The sequence below is a fragment of the Staphylococcus sp. T93 genome, from assembly GCF_016743875.1.
Lineage (GTDB): Bacteria > Bacillota > Bacilli > Staphylococcales > Staphylococcaceae > Staphylococcus > Staphylococcus aureus.
In genome coordinates this window covers 378,716-403,177 of the sequence record NZ_CP068247.1, presented here as the reverse complement: position 1 = coordinate 403,177, position 24,462 = coordinate 378,716, and the positions used below count along the sequence as shown (strand labels likewise).

The following is a 24,462-nucleotide window of genomic DNA, read 5'->3' as shown; positions in this document are numbered from 1 at the left end:
TCCTATTTTCCCCATTTTATTGTCATTGCGCCCCAAGTTAGGCCGCCACCGAATCCGACAAGAACAATTGTATCATCATCTTTGATTTTACCATTTTTTAATTCTTGATCGATACTTAAAGGTATTGACGCAGCTGAAGTATTTCCATATTTATTTACAGAAACACTCATTTTGTCTTTTGAAATACCTAAGCGTTCTCTAGCTGATTCCATAATTCTAATATTAGCTTGATGAGGAATAAATAAATCTATATCATCTGATGTTAAATTCGCTTTTTCAACTACACGTGTTGATGCATCACCCATAATTCTAACAGCAAATTTAAATACTTCTCGACCATTCATTTTCAGTTTACCAGTATCTTTATCTAAATATAAATGTTTACCACCTGTGCCATCAGAACCCATTTCATAACTTATAATACCTCTGCCATCTGAAACTTCACCGATGATAACCGCACCTGCACCATCTCCAAATAGAACTGCAGTAGAACGGTCAGTTAAATCTGTTATTTTAGATAATTTATCTGCACCGACAACTAAAATGTTATGATAATCTCCAGATTGAACATATTGTTTAGCTGTAATCATTGAATACATAAATCCAGAACATGCTGCAAGTTGATCCATAGAGGCAACTTTGCCCGTCCCTAAACGTTCTTGCAACATATTTGCGACAGTTGGAAATGGCATATCTCCAGTTGCTGTGGCAACAATTATCATATCTATATCTTCGGGCTGAATACCAGCGTCAGCGATTGCTTTTAAACTTGCTTCATATGCTAAATCTGAAGTATCTTGATCATCATCTGCCCAATGTCTTTCTTTAATTCCAGTCATCTTAGAAATCCATTCATCAGATGTATCTAAAAATTGCTCAAAATAGGCATTGTCAATAATCTTTTCTGGCGCATATGCACCAAAACCTTTAATACCCACGTTCATAGTTGAACACCTTCTTAATAAAATTTTTAATACCAGGTATTAATTTAACATAGATTACTTTTTAAACTCAAGTCAGAGGTAGGAATATTGACTAGTTAATAAAATTTTAATGCTTTATTATCGTCAAATTTCAGTATGAAATTGGTTTTAATGCGCTTAATTTAGAATAGCCATTCAGATAAAATCATTTATTTAAACTGTATAATATGGTCAAAATATATGAGATGTTACTATACAAATTTCTAACTTTCACTTAAAATAAAATATATATAATTAAAGTGGAGGTAGAATGACATGAAACACCTCGTAACATTCTTTTGGGCATTATTATTAATGCAAATGGTTAACTTTGTACTTAATAGCCTAGTAGGTGGAGACAGCTTAAATGTAGTGAATCCAATTATCATGGCAGTATTGTTCACGATTTTCACAGCAATTTTTGCTGCAGTAATTAAACCGCCGAAAGATTCATCACAATAACTATTTAGTATAAAATGAAATATGTCTTTCTTATTATTGAAGCTGCCCAGATAAAGGCGGCTTTTATTTTTGGCCATTAATGTTTTGTATTTTGAATATTTTAAAGCTCAATGACCTCTAACCCATCACTTTTAAATTTAGAAAAAGCCTTAATACAAAGATGTCATTTACGAGTAATCTTTGTATCAAGGCAATTATTTTATAATCATCACTGTAAAATTAAATGCTTCATGTTGAATTTGATAATTTTAAGTGTTTATTTAGTTTTTACATTAATATCAATTTGTTTAATTGAATTTGAATCAAACAAGTTTGCTGTGTAGCTATCTTTCTTAAGATCCACTTCTTTTTTACTACCATCTTTCCAAGTAATCGTGTAAACGGCAGATTTTGCATTTCGAATCTTCTCAGGTGTTACACCGCGTTCATCATATAACAAAGCTTTAACTTTATTTCCTAAATCTAAATATGATAATTGGCTATCTTTTGGTAAATTTAAGTAAGATTGATTGAAAGCCATAATGCCATCTACTGCAATTGTATATGGAACATTTTGCATTTCTTTAGCTTTTTGAGTTGCCGGTAGTTTGTCCTTTTCTGCTGCAGATACCTCATTACCTGCCACAGTAGCGCCAGTCGTTGCGATCATGCCCAGTGCCAAAGTTACAGTTATAAATGATTTTAATTTCATATACTCTCTCTCCTTTGTGAGTTAAAGTATCTTACAAAATCAATATAACACAAATTGAAAATTTTCAAAAATTATAAGTATGTAAATTGTTTACTTGTTTTTAAAAATAAATTTTAATTAATGTAAAAGCTATAATTGTTAATACTTTCTATTTTTTCAAATAAATTCACATTACAATAACTAAGTTTACATTTCTTAAATTTAATTACTTCTTTGCATTATAGCGAACGCCGTACCTAATATATAAATTAAAACCTTTGTTTCTTTGTACTTTTAATTGAACAATTTTATATTGATGAGATATTTAGTATTAAATTTTTCTTCCTATAAGGTTAATACTTGTTTGATCAATTTTATGTTGATTTACTTCTTTTAAAAATTCATTCAAGTAGAACCCATTCTTCAAATTTAAAGAATGATCTAACGCATAAACTGTTAATTCATATTGATGATCTTGATCAGGTGGTGTAGGTCCTACATAGTGATTTTCTATTTCTGAAAAATCTTCAGCCAACAACCCACTAGTAAAGCTATTTTTACCTTGTACATAGTCGCCCTTTGTTCTTGATAAATCTGCTTTTATAGAAATTGAATTGCCACTAACACTTACATTAGCTACACTCCAATGAATCCAAGCAAAGCCACATACAGGAATTGCATCATAGTCAATTAAAGACCAAGCAAGATATTTAGTCCCTTCCGGTAATTCAATTACTTCAAATGGAAATGACTTAATTGGATTCCCGTTAATAGAATCACTCACATCTGCACCTGCTGCGTATTCATATGGTATATTGTTCCCTTTAAATTCAGTTTTTATTTTCATGTTGCTCTCTCCTTGTAAAATAAAATATTATTATTAAATATATAAAAATTAATAACGAAATAAATAATATTAAGTATTGAATAGTTCCTATTGTATATAAGTAACCACCCATAAGTAAAAATGCGATATTAAAAATAAAATATAACGTTTCTGCATAATTAAGCATCACTCTTAAGTTACTACTGCTAGAAAGTTTATTTATAGTTTGTGGACGAGTTAACCCTGAAGAAATACCTAAAAATATCATAGAAATAGTAACTGCTATGAAACTTTGATATGTATATATTATTAAAAATATTACTAAACAAATTTCTGACACAAACTTATAATTCAAGTATTTAGTTAAATAACGTGAAGATACAAAACCCATAACTGTGTAACAAGTTAATACTGAAATAAATTGTAAATTATTCAGTTTTAAATCATTATATATATTAATTGGAATAAATCCTATAAAAAATCCTAATATTAACGCTCTTAAAAAAGAATAATGCAATATCCAAAACTTCTCTTCTGGTAGAAATTTCTTTATCTTTCCCTTTGTTTCTCCTATTAAATTTAATTCCCTATTTTCAACTAATGTGCATCGAATAATTATAATTGTTAGAATTGAAAATATACCAGTCATTATTATAGGCCATTTAATATTTATTCCATAAAGATAACTACCTATAATCCCTGAAATTAATAATGATAGGAACATATAGCTATTTGACTTATTTTGTACGTATTTCTCATTTGTTATATTTCTTTTAATTATTGCGGTATCAACACCCGCCATCATTGAGTAACTTAACCCTAATAATATTTGTGCCACTACTAAAATTAAATATTGATTTTGATATAATAACAACAATAAACCGATGATTTTGAATATTTCACTAACAACTAATTTATTAGAATCTTTTAAGTTACAAATTTTAAAACACTTCTCTTTGTATAGAGAGAATAAAAATGCTGCAATGCCATAAGACGCCATTAATATTTCTAATTGTATTATGGAATAACCTTGAATCAAAAAGTAAATTAATAAAAACGGTAAATAAAAGTATGCTCGTGAAAAAATTCGGTATAAATAAATCCCAAGTATTAACTTATTCATAAATAATACCTGTACCTAGTCTTTCTTTTATTTCTTCAAACTTTATATCTCCTTCTCTTAATAATTCAATTTTATTATCTGTCACTTTAATAATCGTACTAGATGTTTTATAGTTAGTTTTATTTTGACTTCTTAGCATATATCTTACATTTTCGCCCATGTGCTTAATTGCTTCATTTTCAGTTATTAAAATATCATCGGCAGTTCCAGATATATTTGCTGAAGTAATTGCTATAGGTGAATTAATATATGAAATAAATCTTCTCATCGTTTTATTTTGTACACATCCTATAGCTATACTATCTGAATTATTGAGCATATAATTATAGCTTGTTTTATTTTTTAAAATAATATTTAATGGTCCAGGCCAAAATATTTCAACTAGTTTATCAACTATTTCCGTATTTTGATTATCTCCATACAATTTCCAATCCTCTGGCTTATCAATAAATAATGATAATGGCTTATCTTTCGATCGCTTTTTATATTCAAATATTTTATCGATACAAAGATCGTTGTTAGGTAAACTACATAAATTATAATTAGTATCAGTAGGAACAATCACTGGAAAACCATCTTGTAATTGTAAATAAAGTTTTTCAAAACTTTTTACAGAATCATTTAAAATTTCCATCTTTACTCCTCCTTTTTATTATCTGAAGTAAATCCACTGTATCTTCAGGTGCTACTTCAGGTGAAAACTTGTTCACAAGTTTATAGAAAGAAATATTTTCATCAATTTCTTCAGTGTTAACTATTGATTTAAATTTATTGTGCAAGATTTTCTTACTAGAAATATTACTTATTGGAAACTGAACAACTTGTGAATTTTTCAATCCTAAATCACTAGGAACTAAATATTGATACATATTTATATTTTTTTTAGTACCATCTTGATGAATTCCTGATTCATGTTTAAATATATTTTCACCAATTATAGGTTTGTTTTCTGATATTTGAAAATCGAGAATTTTAGAAATATTAATACTAGTTTTATATACGTCGGGTAAAGTGAATTCCGTACTTTCTATTTGTTTTTTTGTCAAAATAGTAATTATTTCCTCAATAGGAGCATTACCCGCTCTCTCACCAATTCCCAAAAATGTAGTTTCTATTTGCTTTGCACCATTTAAAATTGCAGCTAATGTATTTGCAGTAGCCAACCCTAGATCGTTATGACAATGAGCAGAAAAAATTATGTTAGAATATTTTTTTACAAAGTAATTAAAAATATCTCCGTATTCTAATGGTGTCGAACATCCTACAGTGTCCGCAAATGTAACTGTTCTAACTTGATATTTTGAAATAATTTCCATGTATTCTTTCAATTTTTCTCTAGAAGTCCTTGTTCCATCTTCAAAACAAATATCTACTCCTTTTTTATCTTTCTTTAATATATCCAAGCAGTCTTTGATTTTCTGAATATAATATTTATTTGAAAAATTAAGCTTTTCTTTTATATGCAAGTCAGATATTGGCAATAGTATTTTTACCACTAAATTATGAATTTTCAATTTGACTATTTTTTTTATTTCTTTTTCATTAAGCCTAGTCAATACTACTAATTCTTTTTCAGGACTTAAAATGTCTCTGAATTGATGAATATTAAATTCATCCTCGATAGTTGTACACATGCCTACTTCAACAGAATTTATATTTAACTTGTTAATTTGTTTCAATACTTCTTTTTTTATAATTAGACTTTTTCGAACATTACTTTGTTGCATACCATCCCTTATTGTATTATCTTGAATTCGAATCATATTACTTCACCCCCTCGATAACCTCTGATATAATATTAATATTATTTTTATGCAATAAAAATTAAATATTATCTAATGAATTATTAACTTTTTTGAAAGAGGTAAGTTCATGAATTTAGATTGGTACTATACATTTGTCATTTTAGCGAAGACGTTAAACTATCGATTAGCTAGTGAAGAAATTAATCTCACTATACCTTCTATACATAAGCAAATTAAAAATTTAGAACAGCATCTCAATGTGAAACTATTTGAAACTTATAAAAATCAAATTATCTTGACTGAAGATGGTCATACATTTCTTCCAATTGCGCAAAGTTTTATTGAACAATATGAAAGTGGCATCAAACATATCCAACTTAAAAAAACGATGTTTCAATCGAAATTAAATGTTGTCGTGTCTTCATATATCGCGACATTCATTATGCCCAAATTTTTAAAATCTTTCTTTAACGAGCATCCTTTTATCGATGTTTCTCTTCATGTCAAAAATGAAAATATTGAAAAAGATATTAATAATCATACGTATGACATCGGGATTAGCAGAAATCAACCTAAACTAAGAGAAGTTCATTCTGAAAAAGTATGCGAAGGTAAAATTGTATTGATTGCTCCCAATAAAGAGAATAATCATCTTCTAACTGAGGCATCTTTATTTGAAAAATACAAAATAATAAGTGATAACCATCCAGAATATTGGTCATCACTTAAAAATAATATTTTAAATATTTATGAAAAAGCACAATTTCTATCTATCAATGATGTGCATACTTCAATTAAATTAATCGAAATGAATCAAGGTATATCATTCCTGCCTCTTTATATAACAACAAATAGTGATTACAATATTTCGGTTATTAACACGAAAATTTTACAAGCACCTATTTCATTTACATATATATACAGCAAAAAAGAAAGCCCAGAAATATTGGTGTTTATTAAATCATTTAAAAAGTATATTGCCAATGAACAATTATAATAAATTTCAAATCTAAAAAACCAAGAATGCGATTAATCATCACATTCTTGGTTCAATTTTATTCATGAATTTTTTCAACATTAAACGTTAAGTTATTGTCTGAATTTAAATTAACTTTAATCGTTGTACCTTCTGGGAATCCCTCTTTAATCATCATACGTGCTAATGGTGTTTCAATTTGGCGTTGTACAAAACGTTTTAATGGTCTTGCACCGTATTGAGGTTCATAAGCTTCTTGACCTAGCCAAGCTTTAGCATCATCAGAAACTTCAATTGAGATTCGTTGTTCTAATAATCTTATATTTAATTGCGTTAAGATTTTATCTACAATCATACTCATGTCATCAATAGATAATGGTTTAAATAATACGATATCATCCATACGATTCAAAATTTCTGGTTTGAAATATGCATTTAAACTTGTCATAACAGCTTTTTCTGTTGATTCTGTAATTTCACCAGTCTCTTTTACGTTTTCTAATAAAACTTGAGATCCAATATTACTTGTCATAATAATAATAGTATTTTTAAAATCAACGCTACGTCCTTTAGAATCAGTTAAACGGCCTTCATCTAAAATTTGCAATAATACATTAAAGACGTCAGTATGCGCTTTTTCAACCTCATCTAATAAAATAACTGAGTATGGATTACGACGAACCGCTTCAGTTAATTGACCCCCTTCATCATGTCCAATATATCCTGGAGGTGCCCCTATCAATCTTGATACTGCATGTTTTTCCATATATTCACTCATATCAATACGAATCATATGTTTTTCAGAATCAAATAATGATGCAGCTAATGATTTAGCTAATTCAGTTTTACCTACTCCAGTTGGACCTAGGAATAAGAAACTACCAATAGGTCTGTTTGGATCTTTAATACCTGCTCTTGCTCTAACTACTGCATCTGAAACCAGGTCAACCGCTTTATCTTGACCTACAACACGTTTATGCAAGATGTCACTTAAGTGAAGTAATTTTTCACGTTCTGTTTCAACTAATTTTGAAACTGGTATGCCTGTCCATTGGCTGACAATATCGCCAATTTCTTCGTCTGTTACAACTTCACGAATCATTCGATCTGTATCTTCACCTTGCTCATCTTGGAAATTATCCTCTAATTCTCTAAGTTCTTTTTCCAATTGAGGAATTGTTCCATATTGTAGTTCAGCAGCTTTTTCTAAATTGTTATTTGTTTGTGCATCTTCCAACGCTTGTCTACTTTCATCTAGTTGCGCACGTTTTTCTTGTAAATTTGCTATTTTTTCTTTTTCTGATTCTACACGAGATTGAAGTGCTGCTTGTTTCTCTTTTTCATTGGCAAGCTCTTCTTGTAGTTCTTGTAATCTCTGTTTGCTCGCATTGTCAGATTCATTTTTAAGTGCGCTTTCTTCAATTTCTAATTGCATGACACGTCTATTAACTTGATCCAATTCAGTTGGATTTGATCCCATTTCCGTACGAATTGTTGCACATGCTTGGTCAACTAAATCAATCGCTTTATCTGGTAAAAAACGATCAGTGATGTAACGATCAGACAATTCAGCGGCAGCAACTAAGGCTCTATCTTGAATACGCACACCATGATACACTTCATATCGTTCTTTTAAACCACGTAAAATTGAAATTGTATCTTCAACATCAGGCTCACTAACTGCTACTTTTTGGAAACGACGCTCTAATGCCGAATCTTTTTCAATATATTCTCGATATTCATTTAAAGTTGTTGCACCAATACAATGTAACTCTCCTCGTGCTAACATTGGTTTTAGCATGTTGCCTGCATCCATGGCACCATCTGTTTTACCAGCACCTACAAGCATATGGATTTCATCAATAAATAATATAATTCTACCATCAGACTCTTTAACTTCTTTTAGGACTGCTTTTAATCTCTCTTCAAATTCACCACGATATTTAGCGCCCGCTACTAATGCGCTTAAATCTAACTCAAAAACAGTTTTATCTAATAATGATTCTGGCACATCTTTCTTAACTATACGTTGCGCTAATCCTTCAACAATTGCAGTTTTACCAACACCTGGTTCACCAATGAGCACAGGGTTGTTTTTAGTTTTACGACTTAAAATACGAATCGTATTTCGAATTTCTTCATCTCTTCCTATAACAGGATCCATTTTACCTTGTCTAACTTCTTCTACTAAGTCGCGGCCATATTTAGCTAATGCTTCGTAATTAACTTCTGGATTTTGTGATGTCACGTGATTTCCCCCTCTTACTTTTTTAATAATTTCTTTGATAACTTCTACTTTATTATTTATATAATGTTTTGTTGTTTGATCAATGTCCATTGCCGAACGTAAAATATGCTCCATTGAAATATATTCATCTTCATATTCTTTCATGTATGATTCAGCCTTAGTTATCAATTGGTTTGCTTGTTGGCTAATATATTGACCATATTGTATATTGTCACCTTCTACAGATGCATACGTGTTTAGTTTGTCTTCATAAGCTTTGTTTAATTGATCTACCTCAATATTTACTCGTTCTAAAATACTTTTATATAAGCTTTCACTTTCATTTAAGGCAGCGCTTAAAATTGCCTCAATTTCTATATTTTGTAATTTATGTTGCTGACTCAGTTCAACTGCTTGTTGTAAAGCACTTTGAACAGCATATGTCATTTTATTTATATCCATATAATTTCACCTCTAATTTGTAGAGTTGGTCAAGTTGCACTTTTGACTTTGACTTTCTTTGACCTTAATTATATTATAGTCCCAATATAATCATTTATCAACTCTTTTACACTTAAATTTCCTAATATTTGTAAATATTTTTTTGAATAAAAAAATCTAGCTAATGTTACGTTACACATTAACTAGACTTATTAAACATATGTTATTTCTTTTTAAGTGCTTTTAATATTTCATCTTTTAAAGCTAGGACTCCTTTGTACTCTAAATGTACACCGTCTGGTGCAAAATATTCACTATGTCCTTGTGATCGCTTATACCAATCAATTAATGTGACATTGGACTTTCGTTTCGCCGCGTCAGCTAATAATCGATTTACATTTGCCTCATAAATTCTTGGAACACGTGTATTAACTAAATAAATCTTGGCTTTTCCAAATTGATTAAGTAAATCGTCGAGCTGTTTGACAGTAAAGTCGCCATTTGTACCTAATTCTAATACGACTTGATCAGATGATTTTTTATATTGTGAATAATTCGCTTTAACTAAAGGTAAGGTTTGATACAATTGACGCCCTACTTTTCCATCAATTCTAGACTTAGGAACTGATGACTTAAATGACTCACCGATATCAACCATTACTGAATCACCGATTAAAAGAGGTTTAATATTATTATATACGTCGGAAGATTCCTTTTTCTTCTCACTTACTAAGCCATCAATGTGTATGTTATCAATTGGTGCTATCCGCATTAAATAATTATCTTCAATTGTGGTATCAAAGCTATTCGCTTTTTCTCCAATAATGTCTTTACCATATTTATTGAATGCACCTACTAAAATCAACATAAATGGAATTAACAAGGTTACTACAATTGCCATTCTTATAAATTGTGGTATATAAGAAGGTCGCCAATTTAAAGCTTTAATACCTTCTTTTCTAAATGGAGTTTCTATAAAGCGATATGATAGCTCTGCAAATATAATTGTTAAACTTATATCTATAAAGTACACATATACAGGTATCTGTCCGTCTACATAGTAACTATGTACGAAACTAATTACTGCAAAATGCCATAAATATAAACTATAAGACCTTTTCCCGATAAATACTAACACTGGATTTGAAAATATCTTCGCTATCCATGTAGATGGATGAACGACACTAGCAATAATAAATAACGTTAATATGGATATTAAATAGAAACCACCATCATATATCCAATTCGTCTCATCATTAATAATGAAAAATAATAATATAAGTACTATAAATGATAAACTACCTATGCTATCAATAACATATTTTACAACTTTAGGTGGATCATTTTTCAATTTAAACGGTGGCCATAAAAAAGCTAAAATAACACCCAGTAACAATGTCTGTAATCTAGTATCTGTACCAAAATACACTCGTGAATGATCCCCATTAATACTATAGATAAACATCATTAACCCTAAAGAAATTATTGATACTCCCCAAAAAATAAATCCTATTTTGTATCGCTTTTTAATTGTTAACAATAATGTAACCAAAATAACTGGGAAAAATATGTAAAACTGTTCTTCAATTGCTAAAGACCATAAATGCTTTAATGGCATAAATGAAAATTGCTCAAAATAATTAACATCTTTTGCTATATACCACCAGTTTGATACATAAAATATCGCAGCAATAATATCATGTTTAACCCTAATGATATTATCTGATTTTAATAATAAGGTTGCTGTCCCTACAACCATTAATAAAACTATGACTGCTGGTAATAAACGTTTTAAACGACGTATCCAAAAGCTTTTCAATTTAATGATACCTGTGTCATCATACTCTTTGAGTAATAAGCTTGTAATTAAATAACCAGAGATCACAAAAAATGTATCCACACCTAAAAAGCCACCTGTCAACCATTGCTTATTTAAGTGGTAAATAATAATTCCTAGAACAGCGATTGCCCTCAAACCATCGAGCCCTGGAATATATCTCATTTTCTTATACTTTGTAAAACCCTTTGTTTTGTTCATTTTTGCATTCTTCCCTTTTAAAACTGTTCTTCTTAGATGCTTAATTAAATTTAGTTATGCTGTTTAAAAGAATATTGAAATGCATATGTATATTATTGAATTACGACATCATCAAAATCATATTGACTAAAATACTGTTAAATTAAAAAAATTACCAATGATGATTCTTACTTCGAAATCCAATTTGTAATGCAACTCGGCAACTTAAAAACTATGAAGTATTATGTATTGTAATATAACTGTAATATAAATTCAATTTATTATAAAAATTTTCAAGAAAATATTCAACTAGAAAATGAATTGTGCACTCTTGGAAGTGCAAGTCACTGTCTTAATTCATATTTTTTGAAACAAGTTAGATATAAATTTTCAAAATAAAATCAGAAACTAGAACATAAATAAGGCTCCCTTCAAAATTTTCATTTTTCAATGTCTACTTTGAAGGGAGCTTATTCACAATGAATTATACTCTACAATGTTATATTGACTGCGGGCCCAAACACAGAGAATTTCGAAAAGAAATTCTACAGGCAATGCAAGTTTATGTTAGCTCACACCAAGTGCAATCTTAGCGTAACGTGACATCATATCTTTTGTCCAAGGTGGACTCCATACGATATTCACTTCAGTATCCTGAATTTCAGGAATCTCTGCTAATACTGTTTTAACTTGATCAATAATTTGAGGTCCCATTGGACATCCCATTGATGTTAAAGTCATATCAACTGTACATACGCCTTCATCATCAACATTCACTTTGTATACTAAACCCAAATTAACGATATCAATTCCTAATTCAGGGTCAATTACCATTTCTAATGCACCTAAGATACTATCTTTCAATGCCTCTTCCATCCATATCACCTCTTTAATGTCATATTATTCATAATATATCAAATATCCGACAAAACGCCAATAAAATGCTATGATGTATCTATATGAACTAAGCAACTTATGAGGAGAGAGATATGCAACCACATTTAATATGTCTAGACTTAGACGGAACATTATTAAACGATAACAAAGAAATTTCATCATATACTAAACAAGTATTAAATGAATTACAACAACGTGGACACCAAATTATGATTGCGACTGGCAGACCTTATCGTGCAAGTCAAATGTATTATCATGAATTAAATTTAACGACACCAATTGTTAATTTTAATGGCGCTTACGTACATCACCCTAAAGATAAAAACTTCAAAACTTGCCATGAAATTTTAGATTTAGGCATCGCACAAAACATTATTCAAGGATTACAACAATATCAAGTATCGAATATTATAGCAGAAGTGAAAGATTATGTTTTCATTAACAATCATGATCCAAGATTATTTGAAGGTTTTTCAATGGGTAATCCAAGAATTCAAACTGGTAATTTACTTGTCCACTTGAAAGAATCCCCTACCTCAATTTTAATTGAAGCCGAAGAAAGTAAAATACCTGAAATCAAAAATATGCTTACTCATTTTTATGCCGATCATATTGAGCATCGACGCTGGGGCGCACCATTCCCTGTCATTGAAATTGTAAAACTTGGTATTAATAAAGCAAGAGGCATTGAGCAAGTTAGACAATTTTTAAATATTGACCGAAATAATATTATTGCATTCGGTGATGAAGATAATGATATTGAAATGATTGAGTACGCGCGTCACGGTGTTGCTATGGAAAATGGTTTGCAAGAACTTAAAGATGTAGCGAACAATATTACATTCAACAATAATGAAGATGGCATTGGTCGATATTTGAATGATTTCTTTAATTTAAATATTAGATATTACTGTTAATTTATAACTAATCATTTTATAATATTTTAAAACAATAGGAGGTAAGTTACGATGCCCAAAATAGTCGTAGTCGGAGCAGTCGCTGGCGGTGCAACATGTGCCAGCCAAATTCGACGTTTAGATAAAGAAAGTGACATTATTATTTTTGAAAAAGATCGTGATATGAGCTTTGCTAATTGTGCATTGCCTTATGTCATTGGCGAAGTTGTTGAAGATAGAAGATATGCTTTAGCGTATACACCTGAAAAATTTTATGATAGAAAGCAAATTACAGTAAAAACTTATCATGAAGTTATTGCAATCAATGATGAAAGACAAACTGTATCTGTATTAAATAGAAAGACAAACGAACAATTTGAAGAATCTTACGATAAACTCATTTTAAGCCCTGGTGCAAGTGCAAATAGCCTTGGCTTTGAAAGTGATATTACATTTACACTTAGAAATTTAGAAGACACTGATGCTATCGATCAATTCATCAAAGCAAATCAAGTTGATAAAGTATTGGTTGTAGGTGCAGGTTATGTTTCATTAGAAGTTCTTGAAAATCTTTATGAACGTGGTTTACACCCTACTTTAATTCATCGATCTGATAAGATAAATAAATTAATGGATGCCGACATGAATCAACCTATACTTGATGAATTAGATAAGCGGGAGATTCCATACCGTTTAAATGAGGAAATTAATGCTATCAATGGAAATGAAATTACATTTAAATCAGGAAAAGTTGAACATTACGATATGATTATTGAAGGTGTCGGTACTCACCCCAATTCAAAATTTATCGAAAGTTCAAATATCAAACTTGATCGAAAAGGTTTCATACCGGTAAACGATAAATTTGAAACAAATGTTCCAAACATTTATGCAATAGGCGATATTGCAACATCACATTATCGACATGTCGATCTACCGGCTAGTGTTCCTTTAGCTTGGGGCGCTCACCGTGCAGCAAGTATTGTTGCCGAACAAATTGCTGGAAATGACACTATTGAATTCAAAGGCTTCTTAGGCAACAATATTGTGAAGTTCTTTGATTATACATTTGCGAGTGTCGGCGTTAAACCAAACGAACTAAAGCAATTTGACTATAAAATGGTAGAAGTCACTCAAGGTGCACACGCGAATTATTACCCAGGAAATTCCCCTTTACACTTAAGAGTATATTATGACACTTCAAACCGTCAGATTTTAAGAGCAGCTGCAGTAGGAAAAGAAGGTGCAGATAAACGTATTGATGTACTATCGATGGCAATGATGAACCAGCTAACTGTAGATGAGTTAACTGAGTTTGAAGTGGCTTATGCACCACCATATAGCCACCCTAAAGATTTAATCAATATGATTGGTTACAAAGCTAAATAAATGAATCATGCGATTCAATCTAATCTTAATTGTCTAGGTTAGAATTATGTTGGACTGGTACTACTATCCAGTCCATTTTTTATGTTTAACATTTTTAGAATCAAAAAAGACATAAGGTCTTGGACTAATAATTGTCCATGCCTTATGTCATATACTATATGTCTTATCAATTAGCCAATACCGAATAATTTTGATATAGGCCCTAACGGTAGAATGACACCTAATACCATTGTGATGATAATTAATGCAATTGTTATCCAAAACATTGTGTGACTTTGTTCATGTCTCTTTCTTTTAGCAATCGACACTTCCATCAATCCAACTACTGCAACACCACACAGCATTTTCAATGTAAGCAACATATGATTTGCCCCGCCATTCATAAATGACTGAATTAATATCCAAAATCCTGAAATTAACGTCAACAGCATAAATAAGCGTAAAATCATGTGCAACGGTTTGAAAAATGGTGATCTGCCTTGATTTTTTGAAATGTTTAAGTATGTAGCGATAAATAAAATAATCGCTAATACCCAACTTAATATATGTAAATGTAACATACTGATTCCCCCCACTTTAATTATTTATATTATTAAATTAAAGCTTCTTGGGATTAATACCCACTTGCTTGTAATTTAATCATGATTTGATTATACACGAATATATATTCTACCACACTTCTATATTTGAGAGGAAGAACATGACATTTTATTCCTTATTAGAATATTGTGAATCTGCTGTAAAATAATCAACTACTTCTTAATATCAATATTTCACTTTCATCTCAAAATGGTAACATTATAAATAATTTATCTTTAACACCTTTTTAGAAAAGCAAGAAAAAACTAACCAATCTATATAAAGACTGGTTAGCTTTTTAAATGATAATTATTTAGCGATATAAGTTGTCAGCGTTCCAATATTATCAATAGTCACTTTAACTTCATCACCTGGTTGTAAAAATTTAGGTGGTTGCATACCTGCACCAACGCCTGCTGGTGTACCAGTTGCAATAATATCTCCCGGATGTAGTGCAACATATTTTGAAATTTCTTCTATTAATTCATCAATTTTAAGAATCATTTCGCCAGTGTTACCATCTTGTCTAATTTCATTGTTAACTTTTGTAACAATATTTACATTTTCAGGTAATGGTAGTTCGTCTTTAGTAACGATATAAGGACCCATTGGGCAACCGCCAGTTAAACTTTTTGATAAAAATGCTTGATCTTGTTCACTTTGTGCTTTGCGATCAGTGATATCGTTAATAATTGTATAGCCGTAAACATAATCTAAAGCTAATGCTTTTGGAATCTTTTCACCAGACTTACCAATAACAATACCTAATTCACCTTCATAATCTAATTGATCAGTAATATCTTTATGATTTGGAATTGTTGCATTATCTCCTGTTAAAGATGACGCTGCTTTTGTAAATACATATAATTTTTCCACTTCATGATTTAATTCGTTCGCATGATCTTTGTAATTTCTACCAAAAGCAATCACATTATTCGGAGGTGTTACTGGTGGTAAAAATTCAATGTCATTAAATGAAATTTTATAGTCTTCAGCTTTGCCGCTATCTTCTGCTGCTACAACTGCTTTACGTACTTGTTCTTGAAAATCTAAAGTATGATTTTGTTGTAAACCAGCTAACAATGTTTTAGGATGGAAATCTCCTTCTGCAAAGTCAGCAAATACTTGTGTTAAATCCCATACAGCATCTTCGCGTTTTACTTTAACGCCATATGAAGTTTTGTCATTATACTTGAATGATAAGAATTTCATTCATTCTCAACTCCTCATCTTTATCTTAATTCACATTATAACTTTTTTCGTTATCAAATAACAAATAAATAAGTAAGACAATTTTGAAAATGAGTTGTGTTCATTCTGCTACAAGGACTTTGCACTTAATCGAAATTATTTTTTATTCTTTTGAAAATCAAAATACTATAGTTGCAATGTACCAAATTTGAAGAAGTATAAATAACCTTTAACTTCTTTATTAAGAATCGTTTGAAGCGTATTTTGATAATATTTCATCTGTATCTTATATTTATTTTTTAATTGTGTACCAATTTCTTCATCTGTCATCCCACGGCGACGATTAAATGCATCGGTTTTATAGTCTACAAAATAATGCACACCATCTTTAACAAAGATTAAGTCAATCATACCTTGAATAATTGAGACGTCTTCGTCTCCTTGTGGCAATTGGTCAACTAATGCTTGGTTAACTACAAACGGTAATTCACGATAAACTTGCTCTGCTTCAGCAATAATCGAATATAACTCACTATTGATAAATGTCATTATTTCATCCATACGGATATCTTTTTTCGCATCTGCTTCGATAATATGTTTATCGATTAATCCATCGATATACTGATGTAACTCAACTTCAGATATGCGTTCTTTTTTGAATGGTAAATGTTGCATCACTGTATGCATTAACGTACCAATTTCATTCGCTTTTCGTTTACCTTGTTCACTTAGAAATTTAGGTCGTTCATACGTTGAAAAACCGATACGATATTGCCTTACTCGTTCGTAACTTGTGCCACTTTCTTCTGTTTCATATTGTCTTTTCAATTCAGAAACAGATTGTTTTGAGGGCTTTTTAGTATCATTTACATATGGATATCGATAATCAAGTTGGTGTTTAATTTGTGCTTTAACATCTTCATTACCATTTTGCATAGTTTCTAATTGATTAACCGAACGATATTCATCATTATCTAAAATGGTTTCTGTAGACACATCTTCAAAGTACACAATTGAAATATTTACATTCGGACGACTACTATCTTCAATTTGTGCTATATCTTTTTCAAATTTTAAATCATCTGGAATTGACGCAGATTGATGTTTAGATAAAATACTATAAATAAGATGGAACGGATTTGGTGAAGTTAATCGTTCATTGACAGCAATGTGCTCACCAGAAATAGACAATTGCTCTAGTTCTAGTAATGATTTATCATTTTTCACTCTACCAATTAAATAAAGTTGTTCTTTCGCTCTTGTTAATGCTACATAGACTAATCGCATTTCTTCTGACACAAGTTCTTTTTCGGCAACAGCTCTATATGCAACCGAAGCTAAAGATGGAAATGCCATTTCTTTATCCACATCAAAATAATCCATTCCGAGACCAAATTGCTGATTTAAAATAACTGGTTGTTTCAAATCACGTTTATTAAAATCTTTTGACAATCCAGAATAAATGACAAATGGAAACTCTAGACCTTTACTACTATGAATTGTCATCATTCTAACGACATTATCGTTTGGACCAACTACATTTTCCTCACCAAAATCTTTGCCTCTTTCAATCAATTCATCGATAAAACGAATAAATTGATATAAACCTCTAAAACTTGAATTCTCAAACTCGATAGCTTTATTAAATAAACCATAAAGATTTGCACGTCGTCCACGTCCACCAATAAGTCCACTAAAGTATTGAATAACATAATGATCATTATAAAATTTATCAATTAACTGATACACCGGATGATCTTTACTATATTGTTGGTAACTTTGAATATCTGATAAAAACATTTTTAATTTATCAACTAAAATTGCATCTGCTGCTTCGTCATTAATGTAATTTACAATCGATTGATAGAAGTAGTCATCATTTGGACTCAATATTCTAATTTGAGCTAATTCGTCTTCTTTGAACTGATATATAACGGAGCGCATTAACCCAACTAAATAAATATCTTGTAATGGATTATCTATCGCTCTTAAAAATGATAATACTAAGCGGACTTCTGTTTGTTCAAAGTAACCTTCACGACTATTCACATGGAATGGAATATCTTCATTTTTAAAGGCTTGTTGTAAATTGCGAGCTTGTCCAAAGCTGCGTTCTAGAATAACGATATCCTTGTATGTCGCACTTCTATAGCTTCCTGTTTTCATATCATAAACTTTTTGATGTTCTAAGATATCTTTAACTTGTTCTACTATAAAATGCGCTTCTTGTTCACTACCAGTTAAATCACTATGTTCTTGATCCGCTTCAACAAGGACTTTTAAGTTTACTGGATGGTCCGATTCATCATATGGTGCACCATAATACAACTGTGCCGCTTCATCATATTTTACTTCACCGACTTGTTCATCCATCATATGTTTGAATATATAGTTAGTCGTTGACAGTACTTCTTTTCGAGAACGGAAGTTTTGCGACAAATCAATTCGACGTCCAGTGCCATCTCCATCTATAGTAAAGCGTTGATACTTTTCAATAAATAAACTTGGATCAGCTTGTCTAAATTTATAAATGGATTGCTTAACATCTCCAACCATAAATAAATTACCATTATGTTCATCACCCGTTTTGATGCAAGATAGTATTTTCTCTTGAACTCGGTTCGTATCTTGATACTCATCGACCAATATTTCTTGGAAGTGTTGACGGTATGATTCGGCAATTTCTGAAGGCGAACCATCCTCATTAGTTAAAATTTGTAATGCAAAATGTTCATAATCAGAAAAATCCAAAATATTTTTGCTACGCTTTTTTCGATTGAATTCTGACATAACATCTTTCACAATACGCGCAAGGTACTTTACTCGTGGCGCCAATTGTTGCATATCAGCTTTCAAATCATCAGCTTCTCTTGAAAAGTAATCACTCTTCACTTTATCAATTAATGATTTATATTTTTTATACTGAAGTTTAGCATCTTCTAAGGCATCGACCATCATTTCATTTGCTTCTTTAATTTTCGCTGTTACATTAGGCAAACGCGCGCCAAATTCGTGACCAGTTAAATAAGGTATATCAATAAAGCCACCTTCTAAAACACGCCCCATTAAACGTCGTTCATCTTCTATAACAGCTAAATGTTTATCGACGCTATCCATCATACTAAACAAATCATACGCCTTATTTAAAGCATCATAAGCAGCTGTGATAAATACTTTAGATAAGTCTGTTAGTAGTTGAATAAGTTGCGCTTGTTGTGCTTCTTCTTCGTATGGTGTCACCAATTGATCCAACCAATTTGTAGGATTTGGATTTGCAACGCTAAAGAAATACAATTGTTTAATAATCATTCGAAACTGATCATCACTTCTATCTGAAGACAATTGCTCTGTTAATTCAATAAAAGCAGGATCAAGGATATCGTAATGTTGTTCTATGACCTCATCTATCGTTTGTTCTAATAATAAAATATTTTCAGCTTCACTGCTTGTTCTAAAGTTCGGGTCAATATTTAATACATCATAATGCTGTTGAATTAATTTCAAGCAAAAACTATGGAGTGTAGATATTTGTGCTTGATGAATTTTGATGCGTTGGTTTTTCAAGTGTGCATTTGCAGGATCAGCAATCGATGCCTCTTGAATACGTTGGTCTACACGATGCTTCATTTCACGTGCGCTTAAGTTTGTAAACGTTACGACTAAAAGTCGATCGACATCAATGCCATCACGTAAAATCTTTTGGATAATACGCTCAACTAGTACAGCTGTTTTACCTGAACCTGCCGCGGCTGCAACAAGTACATCTTGTCCAGTTGCGTAAATACTTTGCCATTGCGCGTCAGTCCAAATCACGCCTTGTGGTTTCTCTGGAATTGTCATCTATTGCTCACCCCCAAATTCATCATTAATGTTAATATTTTGAATTGCTTCAATTGGATTTATTGTTTCATCTACAGTTCGATATCGCTTACTATCAATCATGCCATCTACATGACATACCGATTGATAACTACAAAAAGCACATGGCAATTTTTGTTTGTACTTTAATGGTGCAACTTCAGTATGTCCATCCATAATATTTGAAGCTGTTTCTATAAAATTCTCTTTGTTATGTTGGATGAATTTATAAATCGTTGCTTCATCTGCCACTTGGCTGCCTCGTTTACTCAAAGAGCCATCTTTATTCAAACCAACTGGTACAATATCTGAAGTGAATTTAGGTTCTAAACGAATATCCAATGCATCAATAACAGTTTGGTCTGCATTAACTAAACCACTCAACTTAAACTTTTTAATTAAATCTTGTTCTAGTTTATCTTCATCAATATCAGACCATGATTTAAATTTAATTCTAGGTTCATGTACATGGAAGTATAATAATCCACCTGGTTTCACAATATCTGTTAATCCAAGGCGTTGTTTATTTTGTAAAACGATATCCATGTATGTCATCATTTGCATTTGCATACCATAATATACTTTCGTTAAATCAAGTGTCGCACTACCTTCAGAGGATTTATAGTCAATGATATTAACAAAACTTGTATCATTCTTTGTATACGTATCGATACGGTCAATTTGCCCTCTAATATTAATTGGAATACCTTGAGTTGTCGTTAATGTTTGTGCAATTAATTCGTCATTTGTTCTTGGTTTCCTTCTAAAACTTGTCTCAAAATGTTTTGGCATAAACTTTGAATACGTGCCTTGATATTTTAATGCGCTTAGTGTTGTTTCTACAATAGCGCCAATGCGTCTTGATAAATAACGATAGTAAGCTGAAGAATTTAATAAATTAAACTGAACTTTAGGTAAAATTTCTTCCAATGCTTCATTCGTTAATTGTCTTATTTTTTTCAGGTCTAATTGTTTAAAATCGCCATTAATACGTTCAGATATATATTTTAAAACAGAATGGAAAATATCACCTAAATCAAAGTTTTGAAGTTCATACTTCGTTCGCTCATTTAGTTTCAGACCATGTGACGCATAGTGTTTAAATGGGCATTGTTGATAACCTTCAAAACGGGATACACTGGCATTGATTTCCTTACCATATAAATCTTTAGACAACGTTTCACCTAATTTTACAGTTTCATTGTCAAACGTTAATGCTGACATTAAATAATCTAAACCTTGATTTAAATGATCGCTATCTCTAATTACTTGATAAGCATCTAACCAACTATCAGCCACAATTTCATCATATAACCAAGCACGCAATGCTTCAAATAATGTAATTTTGGTTTGCTTAGCATGTTGCATTAGTGACAATGGGTTAACTTCATGGTATTGAGGAATGTTAGTAATTTCCAATTGGTTGAACAATGATTGAATTTGATTTAAAAATGGGCTGATCTCCTTATCATCACCACTTGATCCCATTAGACTGTAAGAAAATGTAACATCTCCCTTAGCTCTAGTCATAGCAACATAACAAACAAATGCTTCATCCATCTGTAAAATATCTGATGTTGGACTTAACTCGACATTAGCCTGCTGTTCAAAGTATTTCTTTTCTTCATCTGTAATCAAGCTTGACGCAGTTACTGGTTGTGGCATCGTTCCATCATTCATACCTACTAAGTAAACATGTTGCTTATTATCGACTTTAGCCAAATCCATCGTACCAATACTTACTTGGTCCAATGTTTGCGGAATCATAACAAATTCTAATTGTTCTAAACCAATATCAAATACTTCTAAGAAACGTTCCATCGACATTGGTTCATCTCCAAATACTAGAACTAAGTCATCAAGGATTTGAATTAAGCCATTCCATATTTGATCAATTTCCTCCGCCTTTTCATGATTACCATTTAAATCAAGTTCATCTCGCTCTGTCATCAATTGATTTGGCAGTTCGAAATATTCCATACTTTCATAAAAAGCAGTTGCAAAATCTTTTACAGTTTCCGCTTGTGACATTTGCTTTTCAAAATGTAAAATTTTATCAATGACATCTTTCTTTAACTTAACGACTTGTTCAAATGTGTTACGTTCATCTTCGGTCAGTTTATGCGCTTTACGCCCCATTTTGCTAAAATGTTCGACATTAAATAGCTCATCATCTAACCAACGTTTACCGTATATACCACGTTCAAGTACAAAATTTTCAAGTAAATCAACTAAGTATGCACTTTTTAGATATGATGCCGTTAACACATCAGTCTTCAATAAGCGTAGCATTGGATTCACTTGCCAATTAGATTGAATAACTTCAATCAATGAACGAATCATTTCCATGACCGGATGATGTGTCATCGAACGCTTTGTATCAATATTATAAGGAATATTATAAAGCGGTAATATGGAATCAAATAAATAAGCATAAGATTCATCACGATATAAAATAGCAATATCTTGATATCGTAATTGCTTATCACGAATATCAACGATGATACGTCGCGCAATTTCATTTATTTCCTCTCTCATAGTCGCAGATTCTAAAATATTGATATGACCTTGACATGCCACTCGATTGATTTGAAGTGCATCAAATTCTTGTTCAAGATGCTTTAAATCTTGATTATTGAAGCGATATAATTGGTTGAAATATTGACGTTCAATAGAAATATTGAGTTCATTTGCTATTTCTTCAATATGTCGTAACACTTCCGATGGTTTTCTAAATAAACTAAATTGATCGTGGTTACCATCTGTCGTCAATATAATTGTGACACTCTTCGCATATTTAATTAATCCTTTGATTATTAAATACTCAATCGTTGAAAAGTTGTGAAAACCATCAATATATATATCAGCACGTTTTAGCCACTCTGATTTCGGCATACAATCAATAAAATATTGTAATGAATCCTCACCCGTAATAAACTCGTTTTGAATGCGTTGTTCGAACTCACGGTATATTAAAGCAATATCCTCTAACTTATTTTTAGTTCGAGTTTGCATATTTTTATCAGCAATAAAGTGTTCTAAATGTTCAGGCGTTACTGCATATTTTTTAAAATCTTGAATTTGTTCTGTTAATTTTTCACTAAACCCATAATATTTTGCTTGTGATTGATAAAGTTTTAAATACTTTTGTTGTTCTTGAACAATGTTATAAATCATCATTTCCGTTGCAGCTTTAGATAACTTTTGTTCGCTATAACTACCAACTTCTTGGAAAATACGATGACTTAATCGTTCAAAATGCAACACTTCTGTTCTTAAACTACCATTTAATTCCGGATCATTGACAAAGGCTTGTTCTAATTGAAATGTACTTTGAGTTGGCGCAATTAAAATGATTGGATCTCCAAGCGGATCTGCTTTCATTTTTTGTTTTATTTCGGTCAACATTTTCGTAGACTTACCTGTTCCCGCTCTACCTAAATAAGCATGTAATGTCATGACAAACCCTCACTTCCTTTGACACATATTTTAACACAAAGTGATTGTGATTGATTTATTATAAGTTCATTTCGAACTTAGCTTTTATTGTGGTACTAACAAAATAAAACATCGTTTATCAGTATTAAAACCGACAAACGATGTTGTATTTGTTTCATATTAATTTTTAGTATTTTCAGGATTGAAATTATGTTTAAATTCACTAAATGGCCAGAACCTAAATGAAACTTTACCAACAATTTGGTCTTCATCAATGAGGCCAAACGCACGGCTATCTTTACTTACTTCACGATTATCTCCAAGCACTAAATATTTACCTTTTGGAATGACATTTGATTTAGGATTCGCATTCGGTAAATCTTTAACTTGGAAAGTCCCAGTAATGTAATCACCTTGTTTATGTTTTAAATTGTAGTTTAAATATGGTTCATCTTGTTTTTTACCATTGACATATAATGTATCATTTTTGTATTCTACTTTATCACCAGGAACACCGATGACACGTTTAACATAGTCATCATTTTTGTTTGCATGGAAGACAACTACATTACCTTTTTCCAAACCACCTGTTTTATATCCAACAATGTTTACAGCTACTCGCTCGCCATCTTTCAAAGTTGGATCCATTGATTCACCTTTAATTGTATATGGCGTAACAATAAATTTACCTACTATAAATAAAATGACAAAAGCGACTGCAATTGAAATAATCCATTCCAATATTTCTTTTTTCAATTTTGACAC

General features: G+C 31.0%; 18 protein-coding genes. 4 read left to right on the top strand and 14 right to left on the bottom strand.

Annotation, left to right across the window (positions count from 1 at the left end; translation table 11 throughout):
* Positions 1 to 2: 2 nt before the first annotated feature.
* A complete protein-coding gene (locus JG553_RS01975; protein ID WP_001100525.1) occupies positions 3 to 944 on the bottom strand; it encodes a beta-ketoacyl-ACP synthase III in 942 nt (313 codons plus the stop codon).
* 294 nt (positions 945 to 1,238) lie between these two features.
* Here JG553_RS01975 and JG553_RS01970 point away from each other — a divergent pair, with 294 nt between their 5' ends.
* Positions 1,239 to 1,424 carry a YjzD family protein gene (locus JG553_RS01970; protein ID WP_000682089.1) on the top strand — a complete coding sequence of 62 codons (186 nt, stop codon included), beginning with the start codon at positions 1,239 to 1,241 and terminating at the stop codon, positions 1,422 to 1,424.
* A gap of 256 nt (positions 1,425 to 1,680) precedes the next feature.
* Here the strand turns inward: JG553_RS01970 and JG553_RS01965 are convergent, their stop codons facing one another.
* From JG553_RS01965 to JG553_RS01945, 5 genes are all read right to left on the bottom strand, one after another.
* Complete coding sequence (locus JG553_RS01965; RefSeq protein WP_000769689.1) at positions 1,681 to 2,115, bottom strand: MAP domain-containing protein; 435 nt, start codon at positions 2,113 to 2,115, stop codon at positions 1,681 to 1,683.
* Between the two features lie 310 nt (positions 2,116 to 2,425).
* Positions 2,426 to 2,941 (bottom strand): YbhB/YbcL family Raf kinase inhibitor-like protein, encoded by a 516-nt coding sequence (locus tag JG553_RS01960; protein ID WP_000695342.1) that lies wholly within the window; start codon positions 2,939 to 2,941, stop codon positions 2,426 to 2,428.
* Complete coding sequence (locus tag JG553_RS01955; RefSeq protein ID WP_001037436.1) at positions 2,925 to 4,043, bottom strand: MFS transporter; 1,119 nt, start codon at positions 4,041 to 4,043, stop codon at positions 2,925 to 2,927. The genes JG553_RS01960 and JG553_RS01955 overlap by 17 nt, the downstream gene beginning before the upstream one ends.
* The gene (locus JG553_RS01950) at positions 4,036 to 4,677 is read right to left on the bottom strand and encodes an L-threonylcarbamoyladenylate synthase (RefSeq protein WP_000404422.1); all 642 of its coding nucleotides are present in this window, start codon (positions 4,675 to 4,677) and stop codon (positions 4,036 to 4,038) included. Before JG553_RS01950 ends, JG553_RS01955 begins: the two co-directional genes overlap by 8 nt.
* Positions 4,661 to 5,806, bottom strand: a complete 1,146-nt coding sequence (locus JG553_RS01945) for a LeuA family protein (RefSeq protein ID WP_000619365.1) — start codon at positions 5,804 to 5,806, stop codon at positions 4,661 to 4,663. The genes JG553_RS01950 and JG553_RS01945 overlap by 17 nt, the downstream gene beginning before the upstream one ends.
* Before the next feature lie 109 nt (positions 5,807 to 5,915).
* On the opposite strand from JG553_RS01945, the gene JG553_RS01940 reads away from it, so the two are divergent.
* Positions 5,916 to 6,785, top strand: coding sequence for a LysR family transcriptional regulator (locus JG553_RS01940; RefSeq protein WP_001047066.1), 870 nt, complete (start codon positions 5,916 to 5,918; stop codon positions 6,783 to 6,785).
* A 58-nt stretch (positions 6,786 to 6,843) separates the two neighbouring features.
* On the opposite strand, the gene clpB is transcribed toward JG553_RS01940, so the two are convergent.
* The 3 genes from clpB to JG553_RS01925 all read right to left on the bottom strand — a co-directional run bounded on the left by clpB (position 6,844) and on the right by JG553_RS01925 (position 12,325).
* Complete coding sequence (gene clpB, locus JG553_RS01935) at positions 6,844 to 9,453, bottom strand: ATP-dependent chaperone ClpB (protein ID WP_000353970.1); 2,610 nt, start codon at positions 9,451 to 9,453, stop codon at positions 6,844 to 6,846.
* Positions 9,454 to 9,655: 202 nt separating this feature from the next.
* Positions 9,656 to 11,470, bottom strand: coding sequence for an acyltransferase family protein (locus JG553_RS01930; RefSeq protein ID WP_001044214.1), 1,815 nt, complete (start codon positions 11,468 to 11,470; stop codon positions 9,656 to 9,658).
* Positions 11,471 to 12,016: 546 nt separating this feature from the next.
* Positions 12,017 to 12,325 carry a metal-sulfur cluster assembly factor gene (locus JG553_RS01925; protein ID WP_000390575.1) on the bottom strand — a complete coding sequence of 103 codons (309 nt, stop codon included), beginning with the start codon at positions 12,323 to 12,325 and terminating at the stop codon, positions 12,017 to 12,019.
* A 113-nt stretch (positions 12,326 to 12,438) separates the two neighbouring features.
* Between JG553_RS01925 and JG553_RS01920 the strand changes: the two genes are divergently transcribed.
* Both JG553_RS01920 and JG553_RS01915 read left to right on the top strand, forming a co-directional pair.
* Positions 12,439 to 13,263 carry a Cof-type HAD-IIB family hydrolase gene (locus JG553_RS01920; RefSeq protein WP_001182436.1) on the top strand — a complete coding sequence of 275 codons (825 nt, stop codon included), beginning with the start codon at positions 12,439 to 12,441 and terminating at the stop codon, positions 13,261 to 13,263.
* A gap of 51 nt (positions 13,264 to 13,314) precedes the next feature.
* Positions 13,315 to 14,631, top strand: coding sequence for a CoA-disulfide reductase (locus JG553_RS01915; RefSeq protein ID WP_001124525.1), 1,317 nt, complete (start codon positions 13,315 to 13,317; stop codon positions 14,629 to 14,631).
* Between the two features lie 170 nt (positions 14,632 to 14,801).
* Here JG553_RS01915 and JG553_RS01910 read toward each other — a convergent pair whose 3' ends face one another.
* The 5 genes from JG553_RS01910 to lepB form a co-directional block, all read right to left on the bottom strand.
* Positions 14,802 to 15,191 (bottom strand): YisL family protein, encoded by a 390-nt coding sequence (locus tag JG553_RS01910; RefSeq protein ID WP_000902817.1) that lies wholly within the window; start codon positions 15,189 to 15,191, stop codon positions 14,802 to 14,804.
* A 328-nt stretch (positions 15,192 to 15,519) separates the two neighbouring features.
* Positions 15,520 to 16,422, bottom strand: a complete 903-nt coding sequence (locus tag JG553_RS01905) for a fumarylacetoacetate hydrolase family protein (protein WP_000670752.1) — start codon at positions 16,420 to 16,422, stop codon at positions 15,520 to 15,522.
* A 165-nt stretch (positions 16,423 to 16,587) separates the two neighbouring features.
* Complete coding sequence (gene addA, locus JG553_RS01900) at positions 16,588 to 20,241, bottom strand: helicase-exonuclease AddAB subunit AddA (protein ID WP_000154930.1); 3,654 nt, start codon at positions 20,239 to 20,241, stop codon at positions 16,588 to 16,590.
* Entirely contained in the window at positions 20,242 to 23,718 is a 3,477-nt protein-coding gene (addB, locus tag JG553_RS01895; RefSeq protein ID WP_000172342.1) for a helicase-exonuclease AddAB subunit AddB, read from the bottom strand. It abuts the gene before it with no gap.
* A gap of 159 nt (positions 23,719 to 23,877) precedes the next feature.
* On the bottom strand, positions 23,878 to 24,453 hold the full coding sequence (lepB, locus tag JG553_RS01890) for a signal peptidase I (RefSeq protein ID WP_000711486.1): 576 nt from the start codon (positions 24,451 to 24,453) through the stop codon (positions 23,878 to 23,880).
* Positions 24,454 to 24,462: the final 9 nt, after the last annotated feature.

Excerpts from the sequence above, each read along its gene's own strand:
- JG553_RS01975 (WP_001100525.1), bottom strand. The coding sequence starts at position 944 with ATGAACGTGGGTATTAAAGGTTTTGGTGCATATGCGCCAGAAAAGATT.
- JG553_RS01970 (WP_000682089.1), top strand. The coding sequence starts at position 1,239 with ATGAAACACCTCGTAACATTCTTTTGGGCATTATTATTAATGCAAATG.
- JG553_RS01965 (WP_000769689.1), bottom strand. The coding sequence starts at position 2,115 with ATGAAATTAAAATCATTTATAACTGTAACTTTGGCACTGGGCATGATC.
- JG553_RS01960 (WP_000695342.1), bottom strand. The coding sequence starts at position 2,941 with ATGAAAATAAAAACTGAATTTAAAGGGAACAATATACCATATGAATAC.
- JG553_RS01955 (WP_001037436.1), bottom strand. The coding sequence starts at position 4,043 with ATGAATAAGTTAATACTTGGGATTTATTTATACCGAATTTTTTCACGA.
- JG553_RS01950 (WP_000404422.1), bottom strand. The coding sequence starts at position 4,677 with ATGGAAATTTTAAATGATTCTGTAAAAAGTTTTGAAAAACTTTATTTA.
- JG553_RS01945 (WP_000619365.1), bottom strand. The coding sequence starts at position 5,806 with ATGATTCGAATTCAAGATAATACAATAAGGGATGGTATGCAACAAAGT.
- JG553_RS01940 (WP_001047066.1), top strand. The coding sequence starts at position 5,916 with ATGAATTTAGATTGGTACTATACATTTGTCATTTTAGCGAAGACGTTA.
- clpB (WP_000353970.1), bottom strand. The coding sequence starts at position 9,453 with ATGGATATAAATAAAATGACATATGCTGTTCAAAGTGCTTTACAACAA.
- JG553_RS01930 (WP_001044214.1), bottom strand. The coding sequence starts at position 11,470 with ATGAACAAAACAAAGGGTTTTACAAAGTATAAGAAAATGAGATATATT.
- JG553_RS01925 (WP_000390575.1), bottom strand. The coding sequence starts at position 12,325 with ATGGAAGAGGCATTGAAAGATAGTATCTTAGGTGCATTAGAAATGGTA.
- JG553_RS01920 (WP_001182436.1), top strand. The coding sequence starts at position 12,439 with ATGCAACCACATTTAATATGTCTAGACTTAGACGGAACATTATTAAAC.
- JG553_RS01915 (WP_001124525.1), top strand. The coding sequence starts at position 13,315 with ATGCCCAAAATAGTCGTAGTCGGAGCAGTCGCTGGCGGTGCAACATGT.
- JG553_RS01910 (WP_000902817.1), bottom strand. The coding sequence starts at position 15,191 with ATGTTACATTTACATATATTAAGTTGGGTATTAGCGATTATTTTATTT.
- JG553_RS01905 (WP_000670752.1), bottom strand. The coding sequence starts at position 16,422 with ATGAAATTCTTATCATTCAAGTATAATGACAAAACTTCATATGGCGTT.
- addA (WP_000154930.1), bottom strand. The coding sequence starts at position 20,241 with ATGACAATTCCAGAGAAACCACAAGGCGTGATTTGGACTGACGCGCAA.
- addB (WP_000172342.1), bottom strand. The coding sequence starts at position 23,718 with ATGACATTACATGCTTATTTAGGTAGAGCGGGAACAGGTAAGTCTACG.